The 15,204-nt window shown below is 65.4% G+C and carries 12 protein-coding genes and 1 pseudogene; 11 read left to right on the top strand and 2 right to left on the bottom strand.

Going from position 1 to position 15,204, the window contains the following annotated elements:
• Window positions 1-127: 127 nt before the first annotated feature.
• The 4 genes from E2K76_RS03950 to ndk all read left to right on the top strand — a co-directional run bounded on the left by E2K76_RS03950 (window position 128) and on the right by ndk (window position 3,006).
• Window positions 128-844, top strand: coding sequence for an ABC transporter permease (locus E2K76_RS03950; RefSeq protein WP_246032875.1), 717 nt, complete (start codon window positions 128-130; stop codon window positions 842-844).
• Entirely contained in the window at window positions 841-1,812 is a 972-nt protein-coding gene (locus tag E2K76_RS03945) for an ABC transporter substrate-binding protein (protein ID WP_136682955.1), read from the top strand. The genes E2K76_RS03950 and E2K76_RS03945 overlap by 4 nt, the downstream gene beginning before the upstream one ends.
• Window positions 1,809-2,519 carry an ABC transporter ATP-binding protein gene (locus E2K76_RS03940; protein ID WP_136682954.1) on the top strand — a complete coding sequence of 237 codons (711 nt, stop codon included), beginning with the start codon at window positions 1,809-1,811 and terminating at the stop codon, window positions 2,517-2,519. Before E2K76_RS03945 ends, E2K76_RS03940 begins: the two co-directional genes overlap by 4 nt.
• A 64-nt stretch (window positions 2,520-2,583) precedes the next feature.
• On the top strand, window positions 2,584-3,006 hold the full coding sequence (gene ndk / locus E2K76_RS03935; RefSeq protein ID WP_136682953.1) for a nucleoside-diphosphate kinase: 423 nt from the start codon (window positions 2,584-2,586) through the stop codon (window positions 3,004-3,006).
• A 28-nt stretch (window positions 3,007-3,034) separates the two neighbouring features.
• On the opposite strand, the gene E2K76_RS03930 is transcribed toward ndk, so the two are convergent.
• Complete coding sequence (locus tag E2K76_RS03930; RefSeq protein ID WP_136682952.1) at window positions 3,035-3,613, bottom strand: transglycosylase SLT domain-containing protein; 579 nt, start codon at window positions 3,611-3,613, stop codon at window positions 3,035-3,037.
• A 156-nt stretch (window positions 3,614-3,769) separates the two neighbouring features.
• Here E2K76_RS03930 and E2K76_RS03925 point away from each other — a divergent pair, with 156 nt between their 5' ends.
• Entirely contained in the window at window positions 3,770-4,558 is a 789-nt protein-coding gene (locus tag E2K76_RS03925) for a VOC family protein (protein ID WP_136682951.1), read from the top strand.
• Between the two features lies 1 nt (window position 4,559).
• On the top strand, window positions 4,560-5,480 hold the full coding sequence (locus E2K76_RS03920; RefSeq protein WP_136682950.1) for a glutathione S-transferase family protein: 921 nt from the start codon (window positions 4,560-4,562) through the stop codon (window positions 5,478-5,480).
• Here E2K76_RS03920 and kynU read toward each other — a convergent pair.
• The gene (kynU, locus tag E2K76_RS03915; RefSeq protein ID WP_136682949.1) at window positions 5,477-6,670 is read right to left on the bottom strand and encodes a kynureninase; all 1,194 of its coding nucleotides are present in this window, start codon (window positions 6,668-6,670) and stop codon (window positions 5,477-5,479) included. The two genes, E2K76_RS03920 and kynU, sit on opposite strands and share 4 nt — an antisense overlap.
• A gap of 147 nt (window positions 6,671-6,817) precedes the next feature.
• On the opposite strand from kynU, the gene E2K76_RS03910 reads away from it, so the two are divergent.
• From E2K76_RS03910 to E2K76_RS03895, 5 genes and pseudogenes are all read left to right on the top strand, one after another.
• A complete protein-coding gene (locus tag E2K76_RS03910) occupies window positions 6,818-8,383 on the top strand; it encodes a Re/Si-specific NAD(P)(+) transhydrogenase subunit alpha (RefSeq protein ID WP_136682948.1) in 1,566 nt (521 codons plus the stop codon).
• Window positions 8,384-8,399: 16 nt separating this feature from the next.
• Window positions 8,400-9,854 (top strand): NAD(P)(+) transhydrogenase (Re/Si-specific) subunit beta, encoded by a 1,455-nt coding sequence (locus E2K76_RS03905; protein WP_136682947.1) that lies wholly within the window; start codon window positions 8,400-8,402, stop codon window positions 9,852-9,854.
• Between the two features lie 90 nt (window positions 9,855-9,944).
• The gene (gene argE / locus E2K76_RS03900) at window positions 9,945-11,126 is read left to right on the top strand and encodes an acetylornithine deacetylase (RefSeq protein WP_136682946.1); all 1,182 of its coding nucleotides are present in this window, start codon (window positions 9,945-9,947) and stop codon (window positions 11,124-11,126) included.
• A gap of 170 nt (window positions 11,127-11,296) precedes the next feature.
• Window positions 11,297-11,758: pseudogene (locus E2K76_RS21100) on the top strand (hypothetical protein); the annotation flags it as partial.
• Between the two features lie 30 nt (window positions 11,759-11,788).
• Window positions 11,789-15,204, top strand: a 3,416-nt coding sequence (locus E2K76_RS03895) for a beta strand repeat-containing protein (protein ID WP_281280687.1), incomplete at its 3' end; no start/stop codon positions are given.

The following is a 15,204-nucleotide window of genomic DNA, read 5'->3' as shown; positions in this document are numbered from 1 at the left end:
CCCCGATGGCCGAAGACTGGCAGAGGGCGCGGTGTTTTTCGCGTCACCAATAAGGATGATCCCTCATCCAAAAGTCGACTTGCCGCGCGGGGGCGGACATGCGGGAATCGGGCGCATGATTTGGGGAATGCGATTTGGGCTGCTGGCAGGTCTGATCCTGCTGTGGGAGTGGTGGGCACCGGGCGGGCTGCTGCCGACGCCGGGGCAGGTCTGGCGGGCGGGCGTCGCGCTTCTGGCCGAGGGGCGGCTGTGGCGCGCGGTGGGCGACAGCCTTTCGATCTATGTCTCGGGCATGGCGGCGGCGTTGGTGGGCATTCCGCTTGGGCTGGCGATGGGCAGCTTCCGGCTGTTCGGTCGGGTGGTGGACGTGTTCGTCTTCGCGCTGGCCGCCACCCCGCGCGTGGCGTTCATTCCGCTGATCATCGTGATCCTTGGATTGGGGTTCGAGGCGAAGACCTTCATCGTCTTTCTGGGCGCGGTGATGCCGGTGGTGCTGAACACCTATGCCGGGGTTCTGGCGGCGGATGCCGACCTGATCGAGATGGCGCGATCGACCGGCGCGGGGCGGCGGCGCATCTGGCGCCATGTGGTGCTGCCCGGCGCGATGCCGTTTCTGGCGACGGGGCTGCGGCTGGGCGCGACCATCGGGCTGATCAATACCGTGGTGGCCGAGCTTTATACGGCGGTGCGGGGTCTGGGCGGGCTTCTGGCCATCTATGGAAACACCTTTCGGATGGCGGAATATTTCGTCATCGTCTTGATGTTGGCGATCATCGGCGTGATCGTGACCGAGGCGATGCGCGCGGTGGAGGCGCACCTGTCGCGCTGGAGGGGAGAGAGATGAAACTCGCACTGGCATTCGCGGTTCTGGCGCTGCCCGCATGGGCCGAGCCGTTCCGGCTGATCGTGACCGATCTGGAAACGCCGCTGGTTCCGAACTCGGTCATGGATCTGGCCTTGCAGGAGGGGTACTTCGTCCGCGCAGGGGTCGATGTGGAACTGGTTCGCGTGCAACAGACCCCGATGGCCCTTGCAGCGCTTCAGGCGGGCGAAGGGGATATGGCCAATGTCGGCACCGACGCCGTGCTGTCGCTGGTCGCGCGCGGGCAGGCGGATCTGCGGGCGGTCGTCTCGCCCAACAAGGCGCTGCCCTTTCTGATTGCGGGCAAGCCGGGGTTCAAACGCTTCGGGGTGGGGCGGATCGGCAGTCTGGATCATTCGCTGTCGATGAAGGTGCTGCAATCGCAGGGCATCGACACGGCGGCGCTGGAGATCGTGGCGCTGGGCCAGCCAGCGGGCCGCGCACAGGCGCTCCTGGCGGGCGAGATCGACGCGACCACCATGTCCATCGGCATCTGGCAATCGCTTCCCGATCCGCAGGGGCTGGAGGTCCTGGTGGACCAAGGCGCCTATTACGCCGCTGCCCCGGTGGTGTCGAAGGTGAACGTGGTGCCCGCTTCGGTTCTGACCGAACGCCGGGACGAGGTGCAGGCCGTGATCGAGGCGCTCGTCCTCGCGTCACGCGATTTCGCGGCGGATCGCGAGGTCTGGGTGGCCGCGATGCGCAAGGCGCGCCCGGACGTGCCGCAGGATCAGTTGGACGCACTGGCCGCGGCTTTCGTCGAAAGCTGGTCGGTGAATGGCGGGCTTCAGGCGACCGAGCTGGCCTATACCGCCGAATGGATGCAGGACGGCGAGGAGTTTGCGGGCCTGACCATGCCCGAACCCGCCGCGTGGATCGATTACGGCCCGCTGGATGCGGTGCTGGCCAAGCTGGGCGTCGCCGAGGGGATGGACCGACTTTCCCGATGACGCATATCCGCATCGAGGGGCTTGGCCACGCCTTCGGCGCGGTGGCCGCGCTGGACGGGCTGAACCTGACGGTGCGGCATGGCGAATTCGTGGTGCTGCTTGGCCCATCGGGTTGCGGCAAGACCACGCTGTTGCGGATGATCGCGGGGCTGCTTGAACCGAATGCGGGGCGGGTGCTGGTGGATGGGCACCGCCCAGAGCCGGGGCGCGATACGGCGATGGTGTTCCAGAACTATCGCCTGATCCCGTGGAAGACGGCGCGGCAGAATGTCGAATTCGCGCGGCCCGGCGCGGATGTGGGCCGGTATCTGGAAATGGTGGGCCTGTCGCGGTTCGCGGATGCCTTTCCGGCGGCGTTGTCGGGCGGGATGCGCCAGCGGGTCGCGCTGGCCCGCGCGCTGGCCGCCGAAGCGCCGATCCTGCTGATGGACGAGCCGTTCGCCAGTCTGGACGCGCAGACGCGGGAGTTGATGCAGGGCGAGCTTCGCCGCCTGATCGCCGCGCGTCCCGCGACGGTGGTGTTCGTGACGCATGGCGTGGACGAGGCCTTGGCGCTGGCCGACCGGATCGTGTTGATGTCCCCCCGTCCGGGCCGCATCGCGGAAGAAGTGCGCCCGGGGCCGGGGATGCGCGAATACCTGTGGCAGCGTCTGCGCGAGATGGTGCTGAACGATCCCGGATCGGACTTCTACGGGCGCGAGGGCTAGTCATGGCAACCGGCCCATGTTAGCAGGTCGGCGCATATTACCGTCCCACCCAAAGAGGCAAAACATGGCCATCGAACGCACCCTGTCGATCATCAAGCCCGACGCGACCCGCCGCAACCTGACCGGCAAGATCAATGCCAAGTTCGAGGAAGCCGGCCTGCGCATCGTCGCGCAAAAGCGCCTGCACCTGTCCACCGCACAGGCTGGCAAATTCTATGCCGTCCATGCCGAGCGTCCGTTCTATGGCGAACTGGTCGAATTCATGGCGTCCGAGCCGGTCGTCGTGCAGGTGCTGGAAGGCGAAGGCGCCATTGCCAAGAACCGCGAAGTGATGGGCGCGACCAACCCGGCAAACGCCGATGCGGGCACCATCCGCAAGGAATTCGCGCTTTCGGTCGGCGAAAACTCGGTCCACGGTTCGGATGCGCCGGAAACGGCTGCGGAAGAAATCGCGTTCTTCTTCTCCGGCCTCGAACTGGTCGGCTGATTTTGGGGGGCGCCCTTTCGGGGCGCCCTTACCACCTGCAGGACCGAAGCTGGTTCGCGTATTTCTGCGACCGCGTGTCCACCCGCGCCGCAACCCCCATCAGCCACGGCTTTTGAAGATAGCGGCCTTGCCGATACCCCGTCCGCCCTTCGTGATAGGCCAGATACTGGTTCGCCGCATCGTATTTGGAAATCCCGAGCGAGCGTGACGTCTCGTTCATGCTCCAGCCCATGAAATCCGCCGCGTGGTGGATGTTGTCGCGCCGTGCGGCCCAGCCGCCTTCCTTCTGTTGATACTCCTCCCACGTGCCATCCAGCGCCTGACCGTAGCCATAGGCGGTGCTGGCCCGCCCACGCGGGATGAAGCCCAGGAACCAGCGCCGCGGGGGTCGCGCATCGCCGCGAAAGCTCGATTCCTGATACATGGTCGCCAGCTGCACATGCGCGGGCACGCCCCACTTCGCCTCGGACGCGTGGACGGCGCGGGCGAAATCGGGTCGTTCCTGCAAGATGGCGCAGGCGTTTTCGGCATTGCTTGGCGGGCGCGAATTGCTCGCGCATCCGGCCAGCGCCAGAAGAATAAGTGCCGTCGGTATGATCCTGCTCATGTCCTTGCCTTTTTCTGTCCAGAATGACGCAGCTTGGCGCGGGGGGAAATGACTTTCGCGTGGGCGTTGCGAAATCCCGCACATCGGCTGTGCGGCGGCTGGCCTGTCTTGCGGGAGCTGGGCCGCATATCTTGGCGGCCAGTGAAGGAGTGGATGATGACTTCGACCAGCGACGCCCCCGTGCAGATCGGCCGTGTGGCCCTGACCGTGAACGACATCGGCCGCATGACGGCCTTCTACCGCGACATGATCGGGCTGGAGCCCTTGTCGGTTGACGCGACGGCTTCGGTTTTGGGCTCGGGGGGCAGGCCGCTGCTGGAACTGCGGGCCGACCCTTCCGCCCGCCGCCGAGGCCCGCGCGAGGCAGGGCTGTTCCACACCGCGTTCCTTCTGCCGCGCCGCGCCGATCTTGGCCGTTGGCTGCACCATGCCGCAGGCGCACGGGTGCCGCTTCAGGGTGCATCCGACCATGACGTGAGCGAGGCGCTGTATCTGTCCGATCCCGAGGGGAACGGGATCGAGACCTATTGGGACCGCCCGCGCGAGGATTGGCACTGGGACGGCGACACCGTGCGGATGGGCAGCTATGCGCTGGACCTGAACGAGCTGGCGGCGGCGGGGGGCGGCGGCTGGCAGGGCGCGCCCGAGGGGACGGTCGTCGGCCATGTCCACCTTCAGGTGGGCGCAATCCCCGAGGTGGAAGGGTTCATCACGGGCCTTGGGGCCGACATCACCCACCGTTATCCGGGCGCGACGTTCTTCAGCTGGGGCGGGTATCACCACCACCTTGCGGCCAATGTCTGGAACAGCCGCGGGGCGGGGGCGCGATCCTATCCATCGACCGGGCTGGCTGAAGTGGAATTTCTGGGCGCGCCGGGCCTTTCGCCTGTGACGCTGGACGACCCATGGGGCACACGCTTCGCCCTGCGCGCAAGGGAGGCGTGAGATGCTGGTGGATGGAAAATGGTCCGCGAACTGGACCCCGGTCAGCAAGACCGACGCAAAGGGCGGCTTCGTGCGCCCGACGTCTTCGTTCCGCAACTTCGTGGGCGATGAGGGGTTCGAGGCGGAACCGGGCCGCTATCACCTCTATGTCGCGTTGATCTGCCCATGGGCGTCGCGGACGTTGATCGCGCGGAAGCTCAAGGGGCTGGAGGATGTGGTTTCGGTCAGCGTCGTCTCGCCCGTGATGACGGATCAGGGCTGGACCTTCGGCGGATACCCGGACGCGACGGAAGATGAGGTGAACGGCTTTACCGCCATGCATCAGGTCTATACCGCCGCCGATCCAGTCTTTACCGGGCGGGCGACGGTGCCGGTTCTGTGGGACAAGAAGCGCCAGACCATCGTGAACAACGAAAGCGCCGACATTCTGCGGATGATGAACGACTTCGGCGGTCTGGCCTCGGGGCCGGATCTTTATCCCGAACCGCTGCGGGACGAGATCGACGCGATGAGCGAGAGCTTCTACAACTCGCTGAACAACGGCGTCTATCGCGCGGGCTTTGCTCAGTCGCAGGAGGCGTATGAGGAGGCCGTGTCGGATGTCTTCATGACGCTGGACCGGCTTGAGGAGGAGATCCTCGGCCCGTTCATCTTTGGCGAGACGTTGACGGAATCCGACATTCGCCTGTTCGTGACGCTGGTTCGCTTCGATGCCGCCTATCACGGGCTGTTCAAGACCAACCTGAAACGGCTGGCGGATTATCCGCGCCTGACGGCGTTCCTGAGGGCGATGCTGGCGGCGCCCGGAGTGCGGGAGACGGTCAGCATCGACCATATCAAGCGCGGGTATTACTCGCTGAAGGCGTTGAACCCGAACGGGATCGTTCCGGCGGGGCCTGATCTGGATTGGTGCCACCGCTAGGTCACGGCGGAACGGACCTTGTATTCGGGGCGGTCCCAGAGGCCGCCCTGCATCACCTCGGTCAAAATCGCGATTGCGCGGTCCACATCTTCGATGCCGATGTAAAGTGGGGTGAGGCCGAAGCGCAGGATGTCGGGGGCGCGAAAATCCCCGATCAGACCCCGCGCGATCAGCGCCTGCATGATCGCGTATCCCTCGGCGTGGCGGAAGCTGACCTGGCTGCCGCGTTGCGCGTGATCGCGGGGGGTCGCCAGCGTCAGGTCGGGGCAGGCGGCTTCGATTCCCGCGATGAAACGGTCCGACAGCGCCAGTGACGCCGCGCGGATGTCAGCCAGATCGACGTCGTCCCACACGTCCAGTGCGGATTCGAGCGCGGCCATCTGGATCACCGGGGGCGTGCCGACCCGCATCCGCTGTACGCCCGCGCCGGGGCGATAGGTGCGTTCGAAGGCAAAGGGGGCGTCGTGGCCCAGCCAGCCCGACAGCGCGGGGATCGCATCTGCATGGCGCGGTGCGACATAGATGAACCCCGGCGCACCCGGACCGCCGTTAAGGTATTTATAGGTGCAGCCGCAGGCGAAATCCGCGCCGCCCGCCGCCACGTCCACCGGCATCGCGCCCGCCGAATGCGCCAGATCCCAGATCGCCAGCGCCCCGGACTCGTGTGCGCGGCGGGTCAGATCGGCCATGTCGTGCCGCCGTCCGGTGCGGTAGTCCACTTCGGTCAGCATCAGCACTGCGACGCTTTCGTCGATCGCATCCGCCACACGCTCGGGCGGGACCGTCACCAGCCGATAATCGCCGCCCAGCATCTGCGCGAGCCCTTCGGCCATATAAAGGTCGGATGGGAAGTTGCCCTCATCCGAAAGGATGATGCGCCTGTCGGGGCGCAGCGAAAGGCTTGACGCAAGCGCCTGCCAGACCTTGATCGACAGCGTATCGCCCAGAACGGTGCAGCCCGGTTCCGCCCCGATGATGCGCCCGATCCGGTCGCCAAGCCGCGCCGGCTGCTCCATCCAGCCCGCCTTGTTCCACCCGCCGATCAGCATTTCGCCCCATTCGGCCGTCACCGCTTGGGAAATCCGCGCCGATGCTGCACGGGGGAGCGGCCCAAGCGAGTTCCCGTCGAGGTAGACGATCCCTTCGGGCAGGTCGAACATTTGCTTGGTCCGGCGGAAATCGGTTGGCATCGGCGCTCCTGTCGCGGGCATGGGTGGGACAATTTTGCTCGCGCTAACAGCCGGGTGCAAGCCTTGCCGGACGCGCATGGCGCTTGCACCGGAAAACCCCGCAGTGTTTAAAAGCACGCAAAGTTGATCCAGACAGGGGAGCCTCACTTGAAGATCGGAGCAGCGAAAGAAATTTTCGCGGGCGAGGCTCGGGTTGCGATGACACCCGACAGTGCCCTTCAGTTGCAGAAGCTGGGGCATAGCTGCCTTGTCGAAGCGGGGGCCGGCGCAAAGGCCGGGTTCACCGACGACGCCTATCGCGGCGCAGGGGTCGAGGTCGTGGACGACGTTTACGCCGTCGCCGACGTGGTCGTGAAGGTCCGCGGTCCGGAGCCGTCCGAGGCCGAGCGGCTGCGCGAGGGGCAGACGCTGATCTCGTTCTTCTGGCCGGCCCAGAACGAGGCGCTGCTGGAGCAGGTCAAGGCGCGCGGCGCGACCGTGGTGGCGATGGACATGGTGCCGCGGATTTCCCGTGCGCAGAAGATGGACGCGCTGTCGTCCATGGCGAACATCGCCGGTTATCGTGCGGTGATCGAGGCCGGGAACAACTTCGGCCGCTTCTTCACCGGGCAGGTGACGGCGGCGGGCAAGGTTCCCCCGGCCAAGGTTCTGGTCGTGGGTGCGGGCGTGGCGGGTCTTGCGGCCATCGGCACCTCGACCTCGCTTGGCGCGATCACCTATGCATTCGACGTGCGCCCCGAAGTGGCCGAGCAGATCGAGTCGATGGGCGCAGAATTCGTTTATCTCGACTTTGCCGAGGCGCAGACCGACGGCGCAACCACGGGCGGCTATGCGGCCCCGTCCTCGCCCGAGTTCCGCGAAGCGCAGCTGAAGAAATTCCGCGAGCTTGCGCCCGAGATGGACATCGTCATCACCACCGCGCTGATCCCGGGCCGTCCGGCACCCAAGCTGTGGCTGGCCGACATGGTGTCGATGATGAAGCCCGGCTCGGTCGTGATCGACCTTGCAGCGGAACGTGGCGGCAACTGCGATCTGACCGTGCCGGATGAAAAGGTCGTCAGCCCGAACGGCGTGACCATCGTCGGCTATACCGACTTCCCCAGCCGGATGGCGACGCAGTCCTCGACGCTTTATTCCAACAATATCCGTCACATGCTGACCGATCTTACGCCAAAGAAAGACGGCGTGATCGACCACAACATGGAAGACGACGTGATCCGCGGAGCGACCGTCGCGCATCAGGGGGCGATCACCTTCCCGCCGCCGCCGCCCAAGGTCGCCGCCATTGCCGCGCAGAAGCCGAAGGAAAAGGTCAAGGAGCTGACCGTCGAGGAGAAGCGTGCGAACGAGATCGCCGCCTTCAAGAAGCAGACGACCAGCCAGGTCGGGCTTCTGGCGATCGGCACGCTCGTCATGCTGGTCATCGGGTATTTCGCGCCCGCCAGCTTCATGGCGCATTTCATCGTCTTCGCGCTGGCCTGCTTCGTCGGGTTCCAGGTGATCTGGAACGTCTCGCATTCGCTGCACACGCCGCTGATGGCGGTCACGAACGCCATTTCGGGCATCGTGATCCTTGGGGCGCTGCTTCAGGTCGGGTCGGGCCATTGGATCGTCGTGATCCTCGCCTCGATCTCGGTGCTGATCGCGACCATCAACATCGTGGGGGGCTTCCTCGTCACGCGGCGGATGCTCGCCATGTTCCAGAAATCGTAAGGGAGAGGGAGCGGATATGACGATCGGAATCGTTGCCGCGGCCTATATCGCCGCAGCCGTCCTTTTCATCCTGAGCCTTGGTGGCCTTTCGGGGCAGGAAAGCGCGAAACGTGCCGTCTGGTATGGCATCACCGGGATGGCGCTGGCGGTCATCGCCACCGTTTTCGGCCCCGATGTGGGGAACTGGTTCATCGTCCTGCTGATGATCGCGGGCGGCTCGGTGCTGGGCTGGTATGTCGCCAGCCGGGTGCAGATGACGGAAATGCCGCAGCTTGTCGCCGCGCTGCACAGCTTCGTCGGTCTGGCGGCGGTGTTCATCGGCTTCAACGCGGAACTTGAACTGGGCCGGATCGAACGCCTGCGCGCCGCCACCACGGCCGAGGCTGCCGAGGCGCTGGCGAACCTGCAGGGCTTCGCCGCCGTTCTGGCGCACAAGACGCCGGTGGAAATCGCGATCCTGAAGGTCGAAGTGTTCCTTGGCGTCTTCATCGGCGCGGTCACCTTCACCGGCTCGGTCGTCGCCTTCGGCAAGCTGGCCGGAAAGGTCGATGGCAAGGCGAAGAAACTGCCGGGCGGTCATCTGCTGAACGCCGGTGCGGCGATCCTGTCGATCCTGCTGCTGATCGCCTATTTCAACGGCGCTGGCATATGGACGCTGCTGCTGATGACGCTGCTGGCGTTCTTCATCGGCTATCACCTGATCATGGGGATCGGCGGGGCGGACATGCCGGTCGTGGTGTCGATGCTGAACAGCTATTCCGGCTGGGCGGCCTCGGCCATCGGCTTCACGCTGGGGAACGATCTGCTGATCGTGACGGGTGCGCTGGTGGGTTCGTCGGGTGCGATCCTGAGCTATATCATGTGCAAGGCGATGAACCGCAGCTTCATCAGCGTGATCCTGGGCGGCTTCGGCGGCACCACCGGCCCCGCGATGGAGATCGAGGGCGAGCAGATCGCCATCGACGCCGACGGCGTGGCGGCGGCGCTGAACGATGCCGACAGCGTCATCATCGTGCCGGGCTATGGCATGGCCGTTGCGCAGGCGCAGCAGTCGGTGTCGGAACTGACCCGCAAGCTGCGCGCCAAGGGCAAGACGGTGCGTTTCGCGATCCACCCGGTCGCTGGCCGTCTGCCGGGCCACATGAACGTGCTGCTGGCCGAGGCGAAGGTCCCCTATGACATCGTGCTGGAAATGGACGAGATCAACGAGGACTTCCCCTCGACCGACGTGGCCATCGTCATCGGGTCGAACGACATCGTGAACCCGGCGGCGCAGGAAGATCCCAACAGCCCCATCGCGGGGATGCCGGTGCTGGAGGTCTGGAAGGCCAAGCAGGTGTTCGTGTCCAAACGCGGGCAGGGCACCGGCTATTCCGGGATCGAGAACCCGCTGTTCTACAAGGACAATACGCGGATGTTCTATGGCGACGCCAAGAAGTCCATAGACGGCCTGCTGCCGATGATCGACTGAACGAAGCGCCCCGGATTTCCGGGGCGTTTTGCTTTACACTCGGCCCGCTGACCCCCTAGTGATAGGGGACAGATCAGAAAGGCCGGTCCCATGCAGCTTTCCCCCCGCGAGATCCTTGAAAAGCTGGTGTCGTTCCCGACGGTCAGCCGCGACAGCAACCTGCCGCTGATCGATTGGGTCGAGGAGTATCTGGACAGCCACGGCATTCCCGCCCACCGCGTCTGGAACGAGGCGCGCACCAAGGCCAGCCTGTTCGCCCATGTCGGGCCCGAAGCGGAGGGTGGCGTGATCCTGTCCGGCCACAGCGATGTGGTCCCGGTCGAGGGGCAGGACTGGACCTCGGACCCTTGGGTCGTGACCGAGCGGGACGGGAAGCTTTATGGGCGCGGCTGCGCGGACATGAAGGGTTTCGTCGCGCTGTCCCTTTGGGCAATGGCCGAGGCGCAGAAGCAGGGTGTGAAGCGCCCGCTGCAACTGGCACTGTCGCATGACGAGGAACTTGGCTGCATCGCCGCCCCCGACATGATCGCCGAAATCGTCCGCAGCCTTCCCCGTGCATCTGCCGTGATCGTCGGAGAGCCGTCGCGCATGCGGCTGGTGAACGGCCACAAGGGCAGCACCGGCTTCAAAGTCCATGTGCGCGGGCACGAGGTGCATTCGTCCATGCTGCATACCGGCGTGAACGCGATCATGCTGGGGGCCAAGCTGATCGACTGGGCCAACCGCGTGAATGCGCAGAACGCCCGCCAGCCCGCGACCGAATTGTCGGGACTGTTCACGCCCCATTGGACGACGCTGCATGTCGGCACCATCACCGGCGGCACGGCGGAGAACATCACCGCCCGCGATTGCCGTTTCGGCTTCGGATTCCGTGTCGTTCCGGGCGAGAGTTCGCAAGATTGGCTGAGCCGCCTGCGTGCCGAAGCCGCCCGTCTTGAGGCCGAGGCCCAGGCCATCCACCCCGACGCGGCGATCACCCTTGACCGGAGCTTCGTTGTTCCGCCGCTGCAACCCGAGCAGGACGGCGCTGCGGAAAGGCTCGTCCGAGCGATCACAGGCGACAATGCCAGCGGCGTCGTCAGCTACGGCACCGAGGCGGGGCAGTTTCAGGAAGCCGGCTTTTCCACCGTCGTCTGCGGTCCCGGCGACATCGCCCAAGCGCATCAGGCGGATGAGTTCATCGAGGTGGCTCAGTTCGAATCCGGTGCCGCCTTCATGCGCGATCTGGTCGCCCGCCTCCGGTCCGATCACGGTGACGTGCCTGAAAAATAGGCAGCGTTTGAATGGTTCAAAACGGTCGATGACCGGGTCGCCACATTGCCAACGTAAATCCTAACGAGAAGTTAAACTCTCCTTGACGCAACCCTAGGGTGCAAACATTCTTCTCGCGAAGGTTGTTTTTCCTGCGGGTCTGATCGCCCGTTTTCATAGGAGCATTTCTCATGGCAACGGGTGATCCGCGGACCGGCTTCATTGTTGGCGTTCCGTCGAATGGCGTTATCGACGGTGGCGAGCCGGTAGGCCGCCTCGTCGGTTCGATTCTCGGAACACAACTCGCCCAGGACAACTTCACCGAAGCGGCAGTGCTTGGTCGGGGCAACTTGAACTCGATCCTTGGCTTGGTATCCCAGCCCGGCACGTTTGTCTTGGGAACCGACGGTAATACGTATTTCGTTCCTGATAACCAAGATGTTCTCCCGGGGCTTCTGACCGCTGTTCTCCCGACAGTTGCACCTCAGCCAGCAATTGTAGCACCTATTCCCGGCGCCATCTATGGGACGGCTGGCGACGACACCGTCTTCGCATCAACCGGCGGTGCGGATTATATCTATGGTGGCCCTGTATCTGCCACGCCTGAGGTCGGCACGGGCAATGACAGCATCAACGCCGGCGCTGGCAACGACACCGTTCTTGCGGGGGATGGCAACGACACCGTGATCGGTGGCGCGGGGGCCGACTTCCTATATGGCGGCGAAGGCAACGACTATCTTTACGGCGGGACCGAGAACGACAGCCTTTACGGCGGTAACGGCAACGACACGCTTCAGGGCGGCGCGGGGTCCGATCTGCTGGATGGCGGCGCGGGGATCGACCTTGCCGATTACACCGACGTCACGGATGTGCGGGTCGACCTGAACCTCGGCACTGCGGTCGGCGGCAACGCCACGGGCGATACGCTGACCAATATAGAAGGCGCGATCGGTGGCAGCGGTTCGGACAGCCTCGTCGGGAATGCGGGGAACAACATCTTCTATGGCGGTGCGGGAACCGACTATCTGTTCGGCGGTGCGGGAGCGGATACGCTTTTCGGCGGCCTTGGCAACGACACGATGGATGGTGGCACCGGCAACGACATCATCACCGATACCGACGGCAACAACTATGTCTCGGCCGGAGAGGGCGCGGACAGCGTCACGACAGGTGCCGGTGCGGACACCATCCACGGCGGCGCAGGGGTCGATACGATCTCTGCCGGGGCGGGTGCGGATTCGGTCTACGGCGGCGCGGATGCCGACAGCATCTCGGGCGGTGCGGGGAACGATCTGATCAGGGGCGACCAGCTTACGGACACTTCTGGTACGCTTGGCACCGCGAATACGGCCCAGACCGGGCTCTTCGACTGGGCGACGGCCACCAGCACCGGGACCAACAGTTTCAGCCAAACGTCGCAAGGCGTCACTACGACGATTTCGGTCGACACGCCCAACAACACGACTTTGGCCTATAACGCCGCGCAGCCGCAGTATACCGCGCCGGGCGAGCCTGTGGATTTGACGACAGGCGGTGGCCGTCTGCTGACGCCGTCAGGCGGGGTAGGTGCCACAACCGTCAATATCAACTTCGGAACCTCGGTCGGGAACACTACGTTCCGCATCAACGAGATCGACGGCTCCACCACCAGCCCCAGCAACTTCCGCGATCAGGTCACGGTCTACGCCTATGATGCGGCCGGTAACCGCATCCCCGTGGAATTGCGTCCGGCGACTGCGGACATCACCATGTCCAACGGCAGCACGGCGCTGGGCGGTGCTGCCAACGGCGCGGCAACTGCGGCCGAGGCGCAGACCTCGCTTTTGGTCAACATCCCGGGGCCCGTATTCCGGATCGAGGTGATCTACTCCAGCGTCGCGGCGGGCACCTCGACGGCGCGCGCGGTCGATTTTACGGATATCCGCTTCAACCCGCTGAACCCCGGGACGGCCGGGAACGACACCCTGTCGGGTGACGATGGCGACGACACCATCTATGGCGACGGCGGCAACGACGTGCTGTTCGGCGGTGCCGACAACGACCAGCTTTTCGGCGGCACCGGCAACGATACGCTTGATGGCGGCACCGGGAACGACCTGATGGATGGCGGCACGGGCGCCGATACGTTCCTGCTGTCGGGTGCGTTCGGAACCGACACGATCATCGGCGGCGAGGATACGCCCGATGCAGGTGTGGTCGACCGGATCGATTCGACCGCCATCGGCACCGCGGTGAACGTGACCTTCTCGTCAGGCGAGGCAGGCACTGTCACGAGCGGGACGAACACCGCCACCTTCACCCAGATCGAAGCGATCCGCACCGGCGCGGGTGCCGACACGATCAACGCCGCCCAGAACACGGCTGGCGGGCTTTATGAGGCGGGCGCGGGTGCCGACACGATCACCGGCGGCAGCGGCAACGACACGATGTATGGCGAGGCTGGCGGCGATACCTTCGCTCTTGTCGGCAACGCGATCGGCTCCGACTCCATCTATGGCGGCAACGATGCGGGGATCGACACGATTGACACCTCGGGTCTCGGCGCAGGTGTTTCGGTCGCGCTGAACCTGACGTCGGGTGCCGGCAAGAACGGCAACGTCCAGCTTACTGGCGGCACCGGAAACGCGAATTTCGACGATATCGAGGCCTTCGTCACCGGCGGCGGCAACGACACCGTCAACGCTGCAGGAACGACCGTCGGGCTTTCTTACAGCACGGGCGGCGGCGACGATGTCCTGACGACCGGAACTGGCGCCGACACCATCGACGCGGGGGCTGGCAACGACCTCATCAATCTCGTCGCGTCGTTCGGGAACGATACGATCACCGGCGGGACCGGCACCGACACGCTGTCGGGCTCGGGGCTGGCGGGCAACACGACGGTGACCTTCGCGAATGGCGCGGGGACGCTGGCGAATGGCGGCAACACTGCGAACTTCAACACGGTCGAGAGCATCGTCACCGGTGCCGGCAACGACACGATCAATGCCGGCTCGAACACGCTGGCGGGGGCGACGTTCACCAGCGGCGCGGGCGACGACTCGATCACCGGCGGCTCGGCGGCGGAATCGATCGACGCCGGGGCGGATAACGACACGATCACCGGCGGCGGCGGCGCGGATACGATCGACGCCGGGGCCGGCAACGACCTGGTGAACCTGACCGGAGCGTTCAGCGGCACCACTGTCACCGGCGGGGGCGGCACCGACACGCTGTCGGGCTCGGGTCTGGCGGGCAACACGACGGTGACCTTCGCGAATGGCGCGGGGACGCTGGCGAATGGCGGCAACACTGCGAACTTCAACACGGTCGAGAGCATCGTCACCGGTGCCGGCAACGACACGATCAATGCCGGCTCGAACACGCTGGCGGGGGCGACGTTCACCAGCGGCGCGGGCGACGACTCGATCACCGGCGGCTCGGCGGCGGAATCGATCGACGCCGGGGCGGATAACGACACGATCACCGGCGGCGGCGGCGCGGATACGATCGACGCCGGGGCCGGCAACGACCTGGTGAACCTGACCGGAGCGTTCAGCGGCACCACTGTCACCGGCGGGGGCGGCACCGACACGCTGTCGGGCTCGGGTCTGGCGGGCAACACGACGGTGACCTTCGCGAATGGCGCGGGGACGTTGGCGAATGGCGGAAACACCGCGAACTTCAACACGATCGAGAGCATCGTCACCGGCGCTGGCAACGACACGATCAACGCCGGCTCGAACACGCTGGCGGGGGCGACGTTCACCAGCGGCGCGGGCGATGACTCGATCACCGGCGGCTCGGCGGCGGAGTCGATCAGTGCCGGGGCGGACAACGACACGATCACCGGCGGCGGCGGCGCGGATACGATCGACGCCGGGGCCGGCAACGACCTGGTGAACCTGACCGGAGCGTTCAGCGGCACCACTGTCACCGGCGGGGGCGGCACCGACACGCTGTCGGGCTCGGGTCTGGCGGGCAACACGACGGTGACCTTCGCGAATGGCGCGGGGACGTTGGCGAATGGCGGAAACACCGCGAACTTCAACACGGTCGAGAGCATCGTCACCGGCGCCGGCAACGACACGATCAACGCCGGCTCGAACACGCTGGCGGG

This window comes from Falsirhodobacter xinxiangensis (assembly GCF_004959935.1).
GTDB classification, from domain to species: Bacteria; Pseudomonadota; Alphaproteobacteria; order Rhodobacterales; family Rhodobacteraceae; genus Falsirhodobacter; species Falsirhodobacter xinxiangensis.
This window is presented reverse-complemented; position numbering and strand designations above follow the sequence as displayed.

Coding starts and splice junctions, on each gene's coding strand:
- kynU (WP_136682949.1), bottom strand. CDS start 6,670: ATGCCAACCGATTTCCGCCGGACCAAGCAAATGTTCGACCTGCCCGAA.
- E2K76_RS03945 (WP_136682955.1), top strand. CDS start 841: ATGAAACTCGCACTGGCATTCGCGGTTCTGGCGCTGCCCGCATGGGCC.
- argE (WP_136682946.1), top strand. CDS start 9,945: ATGCAGCTTTCCCCCCGCGAGATCCTTGAAAAGCTGGTGTCGTTCCCG.
- ndk (WP_136682953.1), top strand. CDS start 2,584: ATGGCCATCGAACGCACCCTGTCGATCATCAAGCCCGACGCGACCCGC.
- E2K76_RS03905 (WP_136682947.1), top strand. CDS start 8,400: ATGACGATCGGAATCGTTGCCGCGGCCTATATCGCCGCAGCCGTCCTT.
- E2K76_RS03930 (WP_136682952.1), bottom strand. CDS start 3,613: ATGAGCAGGATCATACCGACGGCACTTATTCTTCTGGCGCTGGCCGGA.
- E2K76_RS03940 (WP_136682954.1), top strand. CDS start 1,809: ATGACGCATATCCGCATCGAGGGGCTTGGCCACGCCTTCGGCGCGGTG.
- E2K76_RS03925 (WP_136682951.1), top strand. CDS start 3,770: ATGACTTCGACCAGCGACGCCCCCGTGCAGATCGGCCGTGTGGCCCTG.
- E2K76_RS03920 (WP_136682950.1), top strand. CDS start 4,560: ATGCTGGTGGATGGAAAATGGTCCGCGAACTGGACCCCGGTCAGCAAG.
- E2K76_RS03950 (WP_246032875.1), top strand. CDS start 128: ATGCGATTTGGGCTGCTGGCAGGTCTGATCCTGCTGTGGGAGTGGTGG.